The sequence below is a fragment of the Dietzia natronolimnaea genome, assembly GCF_002289575.1.
GTDB lineage: Bacteria > Actinomycetota > Actinomycetes > Mycobacteriales > Mycobacteriaceae > Dietzia > Dietzia natronolimnaea_A.
The window spans coordinates 17,165-32,191 of the sequence record NZ_NTGA01000001.1; the positions used below are offsets into that span (position 1 = coordinate 17,165).

A 15,027-nucleotide genomic window follows, 5' to 3' on the forward strand; every position below is an offset into this window, starting at 1 on the left:
TCACCTCGCGGGGAGCGGGCTCGGGTAGTAGTCGGCGAACGCCAGCCTCCCGTCCGCGAACCCCAGCCCCCACGTCCCGGACTTCTTGGTGGAGGTGTCCGCCACGACGAGCCCGGCCAGCCGGGACAGGTCCCCGACCAGCCCGGGGATGGCCGTCCCCTGCGAGCTCACCGCCGCGACCCCGTCGCCGTCGGCGATCTCGATCACTCTGGTGCGGGCGGCGACGGGGTCGTCGAGGTAGGCCTCGTCGCTCAGAGCCGGCTCGAGGCGGACCTCGACCCCCAGCTCATCGGCGAGGGGGCCCACCGTCTGCTCGCACCGCACCCGGGGAGCACTGTGTAGCCTCCGGACACCGAACGCCCTGAGCATCGGTGCCAGGAGCTCGGCCTGGGTTCGTCCGGTCTTGTCGAGCGGACGCGCGGAATCGTCCCCACTCCACTCGGAGCGGCTCCCCGCCTTGGCGTGTCGGACCAGCAGGAGCACCGAGTCCACCGGCCGGGCCGCGGCGAAGCGGCCGAGGATCTTCCGGTCCAGGCCGTACGAGACAAGATCCTTGGCCTCGTCCACCGGAAGCCACCGGATCTCGTCGACCTCGGAGTTCGGCTCGAAGTCACCCCCGGTCGCGCGAGCGGACCAGTAGGTGACCTCTTTCCTGGTGTTCTCCTTGAGGGGGTATGCGGTGGTCCCGATCCTCGATTCGAGGACGGCGGTGTGGCCCGTCTCCTCCTCGATCTCCCGCACCGCGGTGACCGGAAGTGACTCGCCGGGATCGACCTTGCCCTTGGGCAGCGACCAGTCGTCGTACCGGGGACGGTGGACCACGGCACAGCGGGCCTCCCCGCCGTCCATGCGGTAGAGGACGGCTCCCGCAGCGGGGACCACCCTGACGCGGTTGCCTCCGTTCGACTTCCTGCTCATCGGTCCCGGAACCCCGCGTGCACGGAGGCCATTCGCTCCTGGTGGTCGACCGAGTCGGACCGGTCCCCGGGGCCGGGCATCCGCGCCCAGGAGGCGTCTGGTCGCAGGTGGAAGCTGCGGGTGGCCGGATCCAGAGCGGAGTCGAAGATGCGGTGGATCTGCCCCTTGAGCCGGGGGTCGGTCACGGTGGTCATCACCTCGACGCGGCGGTCGAGGTTCCGGTGCATCATGTCCGCGCTGCCGATGAGCACCTCGTCGGCCCCCCGGAAGTTCAGGATCCGCGAGTGTTCGAGGAAGCGGCCGAGGATCGAGCGGACGTGGATGTTCTCGCTGAGCCCGGGAACCCCGGCGCGCAGTGCGCAGATCCCGCGGACGACGATGTCCACCTGCACGCCCGCCTGGGAGGCCCGGTAGAGGGCGTCGATGATCTGCTCGTCGACCAGTGCGTTGGCTTTGAGCCGGATGCCCGCCTCACGCCCCTCGGCGGCGAGGCCGATCTCCCGGTCGATCCTCTCGATGATCCCCGAACGGATGCCCTCGGGCGCGACGAGCAGCCGCCGGTACTTGGACACGTTGGAGAACCCGGTGAGGTGATTGAACAGGTCCGTCAGGTCCGACACGACGTCCTCGTCCGCCGTGAACAACCCCACGTCCTCGTACAGCCGGGCCGTTTTGGGGTTGTAGTTCCCCGTACCGATGTGGGCGTACCGCTGAAGCCGGTCGCCTTCCTTGCGCACCACGAGGCAGGTCTTGCAGTGCGTCTTGAGTCCCAGTAGCCCGTAGACCACGTGGACCCCGGCCTGTTCGAGCTCGCGCGCCCAGCGGATGTTGTTCTGCTCGTCGAACCGGGCCTTGATCTCGACCAGCGCCACAACCTGCTTGCCGGCCGCGGCCGCGTCCACGAGCGCGTTGACGATGGGGGAGTCGCCGGAGGTCCGGTAGAGGGTCTGTTTGATCGCCAGCACGTTGTCGTCCGCAGCGGCCTGCTCGATGAACCGCTGGACCGTGGTGGCGAACGAGTCGTAGGGGTGCTCGACCAGGACATCCCCCTCCTGGAGCGAGGCGAAGATGTTCCGGGCGGTCTCACGCTCGCCGAACGCCGGAGGCGTCGCGGGGACCATCGCCGGGTCCTTGAGGTCGGGCAGATCGAGGCCGTGGATCTGCCACAGCCCCGTCAGGTCGAGCAGACCAGAGAACCGGATCACGTCCTCGGAATCCACATCGAGTTCGTGCTGCAGGATCCGGAGCATCCGGGACGTCATGTCCTCCGCGATCTCCAGGCGCACGGCGGACCCGAAGCGTCGGCGGGCGAGCTCGCGCTCGAGCGCCTGCAGCAGGTCCTCGTCACGATCCTCCTCGACCTCCATGTCCGCGTTGCGGGTCACGCGGAAGACGTGGTGCTCGACGACCTCCATGCCCTGGAACAGGTCGCCGAGGTGTGCGGCGATGATCTCCTCCGCCGGGACGAACGAGTACTCGTCCTCGACACCCCGGTCGACCCTGACGAACCGGGGCACGTTGTGGGGGATCTTGACCCGGGCGAAATGCTCCTGACCCGACCCGATGTCGCGGATGATCACCGCCAGGTTGAGGCTGAGCCCGGAGATGTAGGGGAAGGGGTGCGCGGGGTCCACGGCGAGGGGAGTGAGCACGGGGAAGATCGAGTTCCGGAACAGTTCCGCCAGCGAGAACTGCTCGTCGGACGTCAACTCACCCCAGGCCAGGATGCGGATCCCGTGCTCCTCGAGCTCCGGCCTGATCTCGTCGTGGAACAACCGGGTCTGCTCGTCGCAGAGTTCTCGTGTGCGGACACTGATGCGGCCGAGCTGCTCGGCAGGCGTCTGACCGTCGGCGGACCTGACCGACAGACCCGTCTTGTCGCGGCGCTTAAGGCCGGCCACCCGCACCATGTAGAACTCGTCGAGATTCGATGCGAAGATCGCGAGGAACTTGGCCCTCTCGAGTAGCGGCAGGTCGTTCTCGCCCGCCAGGGCCAACACCCGGGCATTAAAGTCGAGCCAGCTGAGTTCGCGGTTGAGGTAGCGGTCACGGGGTCGGGGGAGTTGCTCGAGCACGGGATCGTCTGCGGTCACCGGACCATTGTGGCTGATACACCCGCGGCGTGAGGACGTTGACGTGCCGAGGGGGTCCGGATGACGGCGGCGGTGGCCGCACCCACCGTTCGACCGGTCAGCGCCAGGACGTCCTCGGGGGTGTCGACGTCGCGACCGGATGCGCCCGACGGGTCGGCACCGTCGAGCGCCACCGCGCCGCCGTCGGAGACGTGGCGAGCCGCCGACCCGGGCCCGAAACGAGGCCGTCGCTCCTCGACCGGGCCCGTCCAGAAGGCCATGGTCGTCCCGGCGCCGTGATGGTCGGGGACGATCGAATGCGGGTGCCCGGAGGCGGCCGACAGGACCCGGGCGAGTTGGCTGGTGCCGAGCTCGGGCAGGTCGGCGGTCACCACGCCGACCGGCCCGGGCACACCGCGGATCGCCCCGGTCAGCGCCGCGTTGAGCGGGTCGTCCCCCGTCATCCCCGCGGTGCCGGGCGGCTCGGCGACGATCTCGACCGGGAGCAGGCGCGCGAGTGCCGCCACGTCCGTATCCGAAGTCACCACTCGCACCCGTGAGACACCGGGGGTCGCGACGCAGGTTCTCAGGACGTCCGAGGCCATGGCCAGCGCCAGCTCGCGGCGGTCGGACGCGGGCAGAGCGCGGGCGAGACGGCTCTTGGCGCGGTCGAGCGCCTTCACGGGGACGACGATCGTCCACCCGCCGTCCGCCGCCCTGTGCCCCGACACCGTAGTCATCGACCGCCATCCTGCCAGCAGACCCTCGCGCGCGCGCCGGGCCGGGTAGCGTTTGCTCACGATCCACCGGCGAGGGCCCCGGTGGTGAACGACGAGCCGGGAGGCGAAATGGCGCGGGTCGCGGTGATGGGTGCGGGGTCGTGGGGGACCGCCGTCGGGAAGGTCCTCGCGGACGCGGGGTCGGAGGTCGTGATGTGGGCGCGCCGTGACGAGGTGGCCCAGGGGATCAACGAACGTCACTGCAACGAGAAATACCTACCGGAGATCGTGTTGCCGGCGACCGTCACCGCCTCGACGGACCCCGCCGAGGTCCTCGCGGGCTCCCACGAGGTCGTCCTGGCCGTTCCGTCCCAGAGCCTGAGGGGCAACCTCGAGACGTGGGTCGGCCTCCTCGAGCCGGACGCCGGGGTCATCTCCCTGGCGAAGGGTATCGAGACGGGGACGCTGATGCGTATCAGCGAGGTCGTCGCAGAGGTGACGGGATTGACGGAGGACAGGATCGCCGCGCTGTCCGGACCCAACCTGGCGCGGGAGGTCGCCGAGGGACAGCCCGCGGCGACCGTCATCGCTTGTACGGACGCCGACCGGGCCGCCCGGCTGCAGGACGCGTTCGCCACCCCCTACTTCCGGCCGTATACGAACTCCGATGTGGTGGGCTGCGAGATCGGTGGTTCCACCAAGAACGTCATCGCGCTCGTGTGCGGGATCGCCTCCGGCATGGGCCTGGGCGACAACACCATGGCGTCGTTGGTCACGCGCGGATTGGCGGAGTCGACGAGGCTGGGGGTGGCGCTCGGCGCCAACCAGATGACCTTCGCAGGCCTCGCGGGGCTCGGCGACATGGTCGCCACCTGCACCTCGCCGCTGTCGCGCAACCGCACCTTCGGAGAGCGACTGGGCAGGGGCGAGACCCTGGAGCAGGCACAGGAGGCCACAAACGGCCAGGTCGCGGAGGGGGTCAAGTCCTGTACGTCGATCCGTGCGCTCTCCCGGCAGGTCGGGGTCGAGATGCCCCTGACCGAGGCCGTCCACGAGATCTGCCACGAGGGGGGTGACGCCGTCGAGGTGGCGGTGCGCCTCATGAGACGCAGCACCAAGCCCGAGTAGCCTCGGCCCGGTGAATCGCATCACCGTTGCCGTCCTGTACGGCGGGCGTAGCTCGGAGCACTCCGTGAGCTGCGTGTCCGCCGGTGCCGTCATGGCACACCTCGACCGAGCCGTGTACGAGGTGGTCCCGGTCGGGATCACCGGATCGGGGACGTGGACCCTGGGTCCCGACGACGTCTCGGGGTTGCGGATCATCGACCGTGTCCTGCCGGAGGTCGACCCGGGACGACCGCGGGTGGCACTCGGCCTGTCCGCCGACGACCGCGGGGTCCTGCGGTTCACGGACGGCGAGCGTGCCGGCGAAGAGGTGGCCCGGGTGGACGTGGTGTTCCCCGTCATGCACGGCACCCATGCGGAGGACGGCACCGTCCAGGGTCTGTTGGAACTCTCGGGCGTCCCCTACGTGGGTCCGGGGGTGTTCGCCAGCGCGGCCGGCATGGACAAGGAGTTCACCAAGGTGGTGTTGGGTGCGGCCGGACTGCCGATCGGCGAGCAGGTGGTGTTGCGTCCGGGGTCCGGGACGGTGCCGGAGTCGGAGTTGGACCGGCTCGGGCTGCCGTTGTTCGTCAAGCCCGCCCGCGGTGGGTCGTCCATCGGGATCACCAAGGTCTCCCGCATCGGGGAACTCGAGGCGGCCATCGCCGAGGCCCGCCGGTTCGACCCCAAGGTGATCGTCGAGGCGGCCATCGTGGGGCGCGAGGTCGAATGCGGCGTCCTGCAGTATCCGGACGGGCGCGTGGAGGCGAGCCTGCCCGCCGAGTTGCACATCCCCGGGGAGCCGACCGGTCTGGACGGCGAGACCGAGGGCGACTCCTTCTATGACTTCGACACCAAGTACCTCGACGACGTCTGCACATTCGACCTGCCCGCGCGGCTGCCCGCCGCGGAGACCGATCGCCTGCGGGCCCTGGCCGTCGAGGCGTTCCACGCCCTCGACGCCCGCGGGTTGAGCCGCGTCGACTTCTTCGTCACCGACCACGGGCCGGTGATCAACGAGGTCAACACCATGCCGGGATTCACCCCGATATCGATGTACCCACAGATGTGGGCGGCCTCCGGAGTCGACTACCGGACCCTGCTCGACACCCTCGTGCGGACCGCGCTGGCCCGGTGTTGACAGAGTGCTGACCGCGCGGGTCAGCTGATCGGCGCGGGCCGCGGTTCGACGGCCTCGAGTCCGGCGGAGAGCGCGTCCGACAGGTCCTGGATCGGTCCCGTGCCGCCGGCCGCGGGGAGCGTGACCGCGATGTACTCGGGCCGGTCCACGGCCACCCAGGTGGATGAGGTCACGGCCGGGTCCGGATCCGGTTCGTTGAACCACTGCACACCGTTGACCTCCTGGAGAGACACCCCGACCGTGAACGTCGGCGGTGCGGGCAGACCGCAGCGGACGACGACGGTCTCGGCGTCGGGCAACCGGTACGCGGCCGCGCCCGGCGGCGCGGGCTCGACGAACGGGACCCGGTTCGCCTCCCCCAGGGAGTCCGGAAGCGACTCCAGCAACGACAGGCACTCCTCGGATTCGGCCCCGGGGGCCGGTATGCTCACGGCGGTGACGGGCTCGCTCGCGGCGGTCTCGGCCGCCTCGTCGCTGACGTTGCGTACCAGGACCAGGACCACCGCGAACAGCACTAACGGGATGAGGACCGCCGCGATCACGACGACGGTCGAGACCGGTGGCCGGTGGCCGTCGTGGGGTGCCGGGTCCTGCGCTGCCGCGGGTCCGGACGAACCCGCGTCGTGCCGATCACCCGAGTTCGTGTCCGTCGTGTCCACCTCGAGGCGTCCTCTCTCCTACGATCGGCCGCCCGGGTCGCGGCCGCTAGCCTGTCGGCAACGCTACAGACACCCGCCGGGTCTCCCGGCGCCTGACCACCGAGGACACCGATGAGCGCTGCCAGCGACCGGCCACCGACCGTGGCGGAGGCCGGGGAAGCCGCGGTCCTGGAAGTGTTGAGCAGGCCGGGTCAGGCCGGTTCGGGCGATCCCGTGGGCAACGGGGACGACGCCGCGGTACTCGGTCCCGCCGCGGCGACCGTGGTGACGACCGACATGCTGGTCGAGGGCACCCACTTCCGTCTGGACCTGACCACATGGAGGGACATCGGCCGCCGCGCCGTCGCACAGAACGTCTCCGACGTCCTGGCCATGGGCGCCGACTGCTCCCGCGTCCTCGTGGCCCTGGCGGTACCCGGCCGGACGACCATGGACCAGATCGGTGAGCTGGCCGAAGGAATCCACGGTGAGGCCGCGCGGTCCGGTGCGGTGGTGGTGGGCGGCGATCTCACCAGCGCGACCCTCGTCGTCGTCGGGGTCACCGCGATGGGCACTCTCCCGGACGGCGCGCGCCCCCTGCGGATCGACGGCGCCGCCCCCGGCGACCGGGTGGCGCTCACCGGTGCGCCGGGGCGGTCCGCCGCGGGGTTGGCACTCCTGCTGGCCGGCCACCACGACGGCACCCTGCAACAGGCCCACCGGGTCCCCGAGCTCCCGATCGGCTCCGGGAAGGCGGCCAGGCTCGCCGGCGCCAGCGCGCTCACCGACGTCAGCGACGGCCTCCTGCGGGACCTGTCCGGGATGGCGCGCGCCTCCGGGGTGGCCGTGGACCTCGTCGTCGAGGCGCTCCCCGTCGATCCCCGGCTGGGCGAGGCCGCCGCGGCACTGGGGCTGCGCGATCCCGAGGCGCAGATCGTGGACTGGATTCTCGACGGCGGGGAGGACCACGGCCTGCTGGGCACCTTCCCTCCCGGGACGACCGTGCCCCCGGGCTTCACCGTGATCGGGACGATCCGCGAGGGGGACCCCGGGGCCGTCTTCCTGGACGGCCGCCCGCGCACCCCGGGGGGCTGGGACTCCGCGCGCGGTGCGAACTAGGCTGGCCGCATGGCTGTCTACGCACTCGGAGACCTCGAACCCGACATCGCTCCCGACGCCTGGGTGCACCCCGACGCCGTGGTGATCGGCCGCGTCCGCCTGGGACCGGGTGTGTCGGTGTGGCCGACCGCCGTCCTCCGCGGAGACTACGGGCGCATCGAGGTCGGCGCGATGACCAACATCCAGGACGGCACGATCGTCCACTGCACCGAGTCGGAACCGACGGTGTTCGGGGAGCACTGTATCGTGGGCCACAACGCGCACATCGAGGGAGCGACGATCGGGGACGGTGCTCTCGTCTCCTCCGGGTCGATCGTGCTCAACGGCGCCGTGATCGGTGCCGGGGCGGTTGTCGCCGCCGGGTGCCTGATCCCGCCCCGGTTCGAGCTCCCCCCCGCGCGAATGGCGATGGGGGCGCCGGCGAGAATCCGCGAGGGGTACGAGGTGGACCCGGAGATGCTCGACGGGAACACGCAGAAGTACCACGACAACGCGATGCGGTACCGCTCCGAGCTCCGACGGATCGACTGACCGGGTGGTCGGGGGCGACGCGGGCCGGCGCCCGCTGGGCGAGCTCGTCGACCCGGGCTGGGCGCGCGCGTTGGAGCCGGTCGAGGACCGTATCCGGCGGATGGGCGACTTCCTGCGCGAGGAGGATTCCGCGGGCCGTGGTCACCTCCCCACCGGCGAGCGGATCCTGCGCGCGTTCACCCAGCCGTTCGACGACGTCCGCGTGTTGATCGTGGGTCAGGACCCCTATCCGACCCCCGGCCACGCCGTCGGCCTGAGCTTCGCCGTGGACGGGCACGTCCGCCCCCTGCCGCGGAGTCTGGTCAACATCTACCGCGAATACACCGACGACCTCGCTCTGCCGGCCCCCGCACACGGTGACCTGAGTGCCTGGACGCGCAGCGGCGTACTCCTGCTCAACCGGGTGCTCACCGTGGCGCCCGGGCAGCCCGCCTCCCACCAGCGCAAAGGATGGGAGGAGGTCACCGGGCGGGCGATCGAGGCGCTGACGGAACGCGACCGACCGATGGTCGCGATCCTCTGGGGGCGCCAGGCACAGTCCCTCGCGCCGATGCTCGGGGACACACCGGTCATCGCCTCCGCGCACCCCTCGCCGCTGTCGGCCTCGCGGGGGTTCTTCGGGTCCCGCCCGTTCAGCCGCGCGAACGAGGAGCTGGGCCGGCTCGGTGTGGACCCCGTCGACTGGCGGCTGCCGGACCTGCCGGAGCAGACGTAGGGGCGCGCTCAGATTCCACCGAAGCGCGGGGCGCGCTTGGCGACGAACGCGTCCACGCCCTCGATCCCGTCGGGTGACACCGCCAGCGCCGCGATGGCGTCCCGTTCCGCGTCGAGCTGCTCGGCGAGGGTTCTCTCGCCGGACCGGCGCAGCAGCTCCTTGGTGGCGGCGTACGAGGCCCGCGGGCCGGACGCGAGGCGGACGGCCAGGTCGCGAGCAGTGGTGGGGACGTCCTCCTCCGTGAAGGTGGTGAGCAGTCCGATGGCGTGGGCCCGCGCCCCGTCGACGGGCTCGTTGCCGAGGATGAACGCCCGGGCCGCTGCCGGCCCGATCGCCCGGGGCAGACGCCACGACATGCCACCGTCCGGGGACAGGCCGATGCCCGGGTAGGCCGCGAGCAGGCGGGTGTCCGGGTCCCCGACGGAGAAGTCGGCGGCCAGGGCGAGAGACAGACCCGCACCCGCCGCCCACCCGGCTACCGCGGCCACCACCGGCACCGGCGCTTCCTCGAGTTGGCGGACCACCGCGTGCAAGCGGTCGGCCAGCTCCCGGACGTGCTCCGAGCGATCCTCGGCCGCTGCGAATCCGGGCACGTTGCCGCCCGCACAGAAGTTCTTGCCCAGCCCCACCAGGAGGATGGCACCGGCCTCGATCTCGCCCGCCAGAAGGGCGGTCAGCGCGGCACCCGCCTGGGTGACGGCGTCGGAGTCCAGAGAGTTCCCCCTGCCCTCGAGGGAGACGGGGATGGTGAGGACGCCGTCCTCGAGAGTGACGAGGGGAGTGGCGGTCAGGTCAGGGGTCATCTGGTCTCCAGAAAGGGGTACGGGTCGTCTCGGCCTGTTCGACAGGGTGTCGCACGGTGAGGGTACTAGGCTTGGCCGGGCCGGCCGACGGAGTCGGACTGCTGGGGTCAACGGCGCCGAGGAGGGGTGATGGCACACGAGGCGATGAGTGTCGAGGAACGTCCGTCATCGCTGGACGCCCACGGGCTCCTGGGCTGGGCCCGCCGGTGCGTGGAACACCTCGCGACCCATCGCGAGGAGATCAACGCCCTCAACGTCTTCCCGGTCCCGGACTCCGACACGGGGACCAATCTGCTCTACACGATGAGAGCCGCCGTGGACCGCGCCGAGGGCGAGGAGGCATGGATCTCCGAGGGCGGGGGGAGTGCCGGTGCCCGTGAGATCGCCGTGGCGCTCGGTCACGGGGCCGTCCACGGCGCTCGGGGCAACTCCGGCGTCATCCTGTCCCAGGTCCTGCGGGCGGTCGGCGAGGCGGCGACGTTCACGGTCGTCGACGCCTCCACCTACCGCCGAGCTCTCCGTACGGCGGTCACCCTCGTGGACCACGCGCTGAGCGATCCGGTCGAGGGAACCATCGTGACCGTGCTCCGCGAGGCGGCCGCGGGCGCCGGCCGGTCGTCGGCCAACTCGCTCATCGAGGTCGCGCGATCGGCTGCGGACGCGGGGGCCCAGGCCCTCGACCGCACGACCTCCCAACTGCCCGCGCTCGCCCGGGCCGGCGTCGTGGACGCGGGCGGCAGGGGCCTGTTGGTTCTGCTCGACACCATGGTGGAGGTGCTGGGGGGACAGGCGCCGGAGCGGCCCGACTACTTCGTCCCCGACGATCCGTTCACCGAACCGTCCACCGGCTGCGACGGCACCGACGGGGGCGCGCCGGAGGCCTCCTCTGACACCCGGTACGAGGTCATGTACTCCCTGACCCATTCCGACGACGCGCGGGCCGATGAACTCAGATCGGCGCTCCGGACCCTGGGCGACAGCGTGGTGGTCGTCGGCGACGGCGGAACCGGCGACAACGCCCGCTGGGCGGTGCACGTCCACACCGACGACATCGGATCGGCGGTCGAGGTCGCACTGTCCCTCGGGCGCGTCACCGAGATCCGTGTGACGGACATGTTGAACCCGGTGGGCGGCAGCCCGTCGACCGGGCACGGACGACGGGCTGCCGCCGGGGATGCCGGGGACCGGGTGGTGCGCGAACTCGAGCGGGTCGTGGTGGCGATCGTCCCGAACGGGCCACTGGCCGAGTTGTTCTCGGAGGCGGGAGCGCGCACGGTCGATGCGGACGAGGGCGGGGTGATCGACGCCGTGCTCGCGTTGTCCGCGGACGAGTTGCTCGTGTTGCCCAATGGCGAGCTGCCCAGGGCCCAGATCGAGGCACTCGACGCCGCGCTGCGCGACGTCGACGGCAACGCCCTCATCCTCCCGACGGGTTCCGTCGTCCAGGGATTGTCCGCCCTCGCGGTCCACGACCCCTCGACAACCCTGTCGCTGGACGGATTCGGTATGGCGGATGCGGCGGCGGCCACCCGGCACGCCCATCTGGTACGGGCCCAACACGACGCGCTCACGTTGGTGGGTCGCTGCGAGGCCGGTGATCTCCTCGGCATGGTGGGCCACGATGTCGCCCTCATCGAGACGGACCCGGTGGACGCGGTGTGCGCGCTCGCGGACCGCCTGCTCTCCTCCGGCGGTGAGCTGGTGACCCTTCTGCTCGGCTCCGAGTACGACGACGCCGCGACCGAGACCGCTCTGGCCAGGATCCGCCACGGGCACCCTGACGTGGAGGTCGCCGGATACGCGGCCGGCCCAGGCCGCGTGCTCGCCCACGTCGGGGTCGAATGACCGCGTTCGTCACCACGGACACGGTGCTGGGGGAGGTCCTCGACGCCGGGCTTGCCGAGCGGATCAACACGGCCTTCGGTCACCGGACCGTCGGCGACCTGCTCCACACCCTGCCCCGCCGCTACCGGCAGCACGGGCAGCGCTACGACAAGCGGGAACTCGTCGAGGGCGAGCGGGTCACGATCATCGGGACGGTCACCACCTCAACGACCCGCAACTACACCACCAAGCAGGGCCAGTCGCGGGAGATGCTCACGCTCACGGTGGAGGACGAGGACACCACGTTCAAGGTGGTCTACTTCGCCGGACGCAAGATCAAGTTCATGCTCCCGGTGGGCACGGTGGCGATGTTCGACGGGACCGTGTCACGGTTCCGCCAGTCCCTGGACCTCACCCACCCGGAGTTCCTTGTCCTGCACTCTGTCTCGGGTCCGGGTCGTGAGCTCAAGGGCTCGGGTGATCTCGCCGCCCTGGCCCGGTTGTCGGCCGAGATCGACGCCGAGGGTGGCCCGAGTCTGTTCGACCGCCCCCTTCTTCCGATCTACTCGGCCAGCAAGAGTGTGACGTCGTGGGACCTGCTCGGAGCGGTAGTGACCGCGATCCGTGCCCTGGTCCCCGTCGTCGACCCCCTCGACGACACGGTGCTGGCGGCCGGCGGTCTGATGGGCCTCGACGAGGCGCTACGCAAGGCCCATCTGCCGGAGACCGTCAAGGACGCCGACAGGGCCGGGTACCGCCTCCGGTTCGACGAGGCCATCGCGCTGCAACTGCTCCTGGGAGCCCGGCGCCGCGCGGTCGCCCGCGACCCCGCGCCGGCCAGTCCGGTGCGCCCGGACGGCGTCCGCGCCGCGATGGAGGCGCGGATGCCGTTCGAGCTCACCGCCGGGCAGACCGCCGTGCTGGAGGAGATCTCCACCGACCTCGCCCTGGACGAACCGATGAACCGCCTCCTGCAGGGGGAGGTCGGCTCCGGTAAGACGATCGTCGCGCTGCTCGCGATGCTCCAGGTGGTCGACGCGGGTCGTCAGTGCGTGATGCTCGCCCCCACGGAGGTCCTGGCCACCCAGCACCACCGTTCGCTGACGGCCATGCTCGGCGATCTGGGGGAGCGGGGCCGGCTGGGCGCCGCCGACGAGGCCACCAGGGTCGTGCTGTTGACGGGGTCCATGTCCACCGCGGAGCGGCGGGCGGCGCTCCTGGACATCGTCACCGGTGAGGCCGGGATCGTCGTGGGCACGCACGCGCTCATCCAGGACTCGGTGGACTTCTTCGACCTGGGACTGGTGGTGGTCGACGAGCAACACCGCTTCGGGGTCCGTCAGCGCGATCGGCTCCGCGCCAAGGGGCGGGACGGAACGGTCCCACACCTGCTGGTGATGACGGCGACGCCGATCCCCCGCACCATCGCGATGACCGTCTTCGGCGACCTGGAGGTCTCGGAACTGGACGAGCTCCCCGGCGGCCGCAGGCCCATCTCCACCTCGGTCGTGCCGGCCCGGGACAAGCCGCGCTGGGTGCAGCGAGTCTGGGAACGGGTGCGGGAGGAGGTCGAAGCGGGCCACCGGGCGTACATCGTGTGTGCGCGGATCGACGCCGACACCGGCGACGCCCCGGGTGGTACGTCCGGAGGGGACGACGACCGCGGGAGTGACCGGCCCCCTCTGGTCGCCGCCGTGGACCTCTACGAGTACCTGTCCACCGGGCCACTGGCCGGACTCCGCCTCGGTCTCATGCACGGCCGACTTCCTCCCGAGGAGAAGGAGTCGACCATGAGTGCGTTCGCCGCCGGTGATCTGGACGTCCTGGTGTCGACGACCGTGATCGAGGTCGGGGTGGACGTCCCGGAGGCCACCGTGATGGTGGTGATGGACGCCGACCGGTTCGGCGTAAGCCAACTCCACCAGCTCCGGGGCCGAGTGGGTCGGGGTGGCCTGCCCGGGCTCTGCCTCCTGGTGACCAACGCCCGCGAGGGGGGGAAGTCGATGGAACGACTGGGCGCGGTCGCCGCCACCACGGACGGATTCGTGCTGGCGCAGCTCGACCTGGTGCAGCGCCGTGAGGGAGATGTCCTGGGAGACGCCCAGTCGGGTGCATTGGCCTCGCTCCGACTGCTGTCCGTCGTCGACGACGGCGAGGTCATCGAGATCGCACGCCGTCACGCCGAGGAGATCCTCGACTCCGATCCCGGACTCGACCAGCACCCGGCGTTGGCCGAGCGGGTCCGTCGACTGTCCGGCTCGGACGAGTCGGACTACCTGTTCAAATACTGACCACCAGCATCTCGACCATCGGGGGATCCATGACCCGCATCATCTCGGGCCGCCTGCGCGGGCGCTCGATCACCGTTCCGCCCGCGGGGACCAGGCCCACTACCGACCGTGTCCGCGAGGCCCTGTTCAGCGCGATCGTGAGTCGCATGGACCTGGACGGCGCCGCAGTGCTGGACCTGTTCGCGGGGTCCGGCGCGCTCGGGTTGGAGGCGGTCTCCCGGGGCGCGGACGTGGTGTGGTTCGTCGAGGACAACCCCCGGGCCGTCGCGACGATCCGCGCGAACACGTCGGGCCTGTCGTCGTCGTTCCCGTCGGTCCGGCCGACCGTCAGGCGGGCGGCGCTGCCCGCCGCCGTCGCCGGGCCGTGCCCCGTCGCCGGAGGCTTCGACCTGGTTCTGGCCGACCCGCCGTACGAGCGCTCGGGGGACCTCGACGCTCCCGTCCTGGAGGCGTTGGCGGACGGGGGCTGGCTCGCCGGGGACGCCCTCGTGGTGTGGGAGAGGTCCAGGCGTGACCCGGCGGTGCGGTGGCCCACCGGATACGAGGTGGAGTTCGAGCGGACCTACGGGGAGACCGCCGTCGAGATCGCCCGCCCGGTTGATACGGTCGCCCGATGACCACCGTCGTGTGCCCAGGCTCGTTCGACCCGGTGACCCTCGGGCACCTCGACATCATCCGGAGGGCTGCGGACCTGTTCGACGACGTGATCGTGTGCGTGGTGGCCAATCCCAACAAGCAGGGGACGTTCACCATCGATGAGCGTAAGGCGCTCATCGAGGAGGTCTGCGCGGACCTGACCGGCGTCCGCGTGGACAGCTTCTACGGACTGCTCGTCGACTACTGTCGCGAGACGGGCGCCACCGCGGTGATCAAGGGTCTGCGCGATTCGACCGACTACGACTACGAATTGCCGATGGCCCACATGAACCGGTCGATAGCGCGGGTGGACACCGTGTTCCTGCCGACCCGGGCGGACCTGGCCTTCGTCTCCTCCTCGTTGTGCCGCGAGGTCACGCGCCTGGGCGGGGACGTCTCGCATCTCCTGCCGGATCCCGTCGCCCGGGCGCTGAAGGAGCGGCTCGGCTGAACCGTGGCGCCCGGCACCGGGGGTCCTGCCCGCTGCGGGGCGTTAAGTATCGCGGACCACCGGAC

The 15,027-nt window shown here is 71.0% G+C and carries 14 protein-coding genes; 9 read left to right on the forward strand and 5 right to left on the reverse strand.

The features are described 5' to 3' along the window. Genes CEY15_RS00095 through cofC form a run of 3 tightly spaced genes read right to left on the reverse strand, consistent with a single transcriptional unit; the run spans position 1 to position 3,730 of the window. The gene (locus CEY15_RS00095) at positions 1-918 is read right to left on the reverse strand and encodes an NUDIX hydrolase (protein ID WP_095716772.1); all 918 of its coding nucleotides are present in this window, start codon (positions 916-918) and stop codon (positions 1-3) included. Next, positions 915-3,011 carry an RNA degradosome polyphosphate kinase gene (locus CEY15_RS00100; RefSeq protein ID WP_095716773.1) on the reverse strand — a complete coding sequence of 699 codons (2,097 nt, stop codon included), beginning with the start codon at positions 3,009-3,011 and terminating at the stop codon, positions 915-917. The genes CEY15_RS00095 and CEY15_RS00100 overlap by 4 nt, the downstream gene beginning before the upstream one ends. Beyond that, positions 3,008-3,730, reverse strand: a complete 723-nt coding sequence (gene cofC / locus CEY15_RS00105) for a 2-phospho-L-lactate guanylyltransferase (protein WP_095716774.1) — start codon at positions 3,728-3,730, stop codon at positions 3,008-3,010. Before cofC ends, CEY15_RS00100 begins: the two co-directional genes overlap by 4 nt. Positions 3,731-3,838: 108 nt before the next feature. Between cofC and CEY15_RS00110 the strand changes: the two genes are divergently transcribed. Continuing rightward, positions 3,839-4,837: an NAD(P)H-dependent glycerol-3-phosphate dehydrogenase gene (locus CEY15_RS00110; RefSeq protein WP_095716775.1), complete on the forward strand. Its 999-nt coding sequence runs from the start codon at positions 3,839-3,841 to the stop codon at positions 4,835-4,837. Between the two features lie 10 nt (positions 4,838-4,847). Beyond that, a complete protein-coding gene (locus CEY15_RS00115) occupies positions 4,848-5,954 on the forward strand; it encodes a D-alanine--D-alanine ligase family protein (RefSeq protein ID WP_095716776.1) in 1,107 nt (368 codons plus the stop codon). 20 nt (positions 5,955-5,974) lie between these two features. Here the strand turns inward: CEY15_RS00115 and CEY15_RS00120 are convergent, their stop codons facing one another. Further along, entirely contained in the window at positions 5,975-6,613 is a 639-nt protein-coding gene (locus CEY15_RS00120) for a DUF3515 domain-containing protein (protein WP_017837009.1), read from the reverse strand. A 111-nt stretch (positions 6,614-6,724) separates the two neighbouring features. Here CEY15_RS00120 and thiL point away from each other — a divergent pair, with 111 nt between their 5' ends. From thiL to CEY15_RS00135, 3 genes are read left to right on the forward strand one after another with little or no spacing between them, the layout of a single operon-like run. Beyond that, positions 6,725-7,711, forward strand: a complete 987-nt coding sequence (gene thiL, locus CEY15_RS00125) for a thiamine-phosphate kinase (RefSeq protein WP_095716777.1) — start codon at positions 6,725-6,727, stop codon at positions 7,709-7,711. 9 nt (positions 7,712-7,720) lie between these two features. Further along, positions 7,721-8,242 (forward strand): gamma carbonic anhydrase family protein, encoded by a 522-nt coding sequence (locus tag CEY15_RS00130; RefSeq protein WP_095716778.1) that lies wholly within the window; start codon positions 7,721-7,723, stop codon positions 8,240-8,242. 4 nt (positions 8,243-8,246) lie between these two features. Then, a complete protein-coding gene (locus CEY15_RS00135; RefSeq protein WP_017837006.1) occupies positions 8,247-8,957 on the forward strand; it encodes a uracil-DNA glycosylase in 711 nt (236 codons plus the stop codon). 8 nt (positions 8,958-8,965) lie between these two features. On the opposite strand, the gene CEY15_RS00140 is transcribed toward CEY15_RS00135, so the two are convergent. After that, positions 8,966-9,760: an enoyl-CoA hydratase/isomerase family protein gene (locus CEY15_RS00140; protein WP_095716779.1), complete on the reverse strand. Its 795-nt coding sequence runs from the start codon at positions 9,758-9,760 to the stop codon at positions 8,966-8,968. 129 nt (positions 9,761-9,889) lie between these two features. Here CEY15_RS00140 and CEY15_RS00145 point away from each other — a divergent pair, with 129 nt between their 5' ends. From CEY15_RS00145 to coaD, 4 genes are read left to right on the forward strand one after another with little or no spacing between them, the layout of a single operon-like run. Then, the gene (locus tag CEY15_RS00145) at positions 9,890-11,605 is read left to right on the forward strand and encodes a DAK2 domain-containing protein (protein ID WP_095716780.1); all 1,716 of its coding nucleotides are present in this window, start codon (positions 9,890-9,892) and stop codon (positions 11,603-11,605) included. Continuing rightward, the gene (gene recG / locus CEY15_RS00150) at positions 11,602-13,875 is read left to right on the forward strand and encodes an ATP-dependent DNA helicase RecG (protein ID WP_095716781.1); all 2,274 of its coding nucleotides are present in this window, start codon (positions 11,602-11,604) and stop codon (positions 13,873-13,875) included. The genes CEY15_RS00145 and recG overlap by 4 nt, the downstream gene beginning before the upstream one ends. A 29-nt stretch (positions 13,876-13,904) precedes the next feature. Continuing rightward, positions 13,905-14,492 carry a 16S rRNA (guanine(966)-N(2))-methyltransferase RsmD gene (gene rsmD / locus CEY15_RS00155; RefSeq protein WP_017837002.1) on the forward strand — a complete coding sequence of 196 codons (588 nt, stop codon included), beginning with the start codon at positions 13,905-13,907 and terminating at the stop codon, positions 14,490-14,492. Beyond that, positions 14,489-14,962, forward strand: a complete 474-nt coding sequence (coaD, locus tag CEY15_RS00160) for a pantetheine-phosphate adenylyltransferase (protein ID WP_095716782.1) — start codon at positions 14,489-14,491, stop codon at positions 14,960-14,962. The genes rsmD and coaD overlap by 4 nt, the downstream gene beginning before the upstream one ends. Positions 14,963-15,027: the final 65 nt, after the last annotated feature.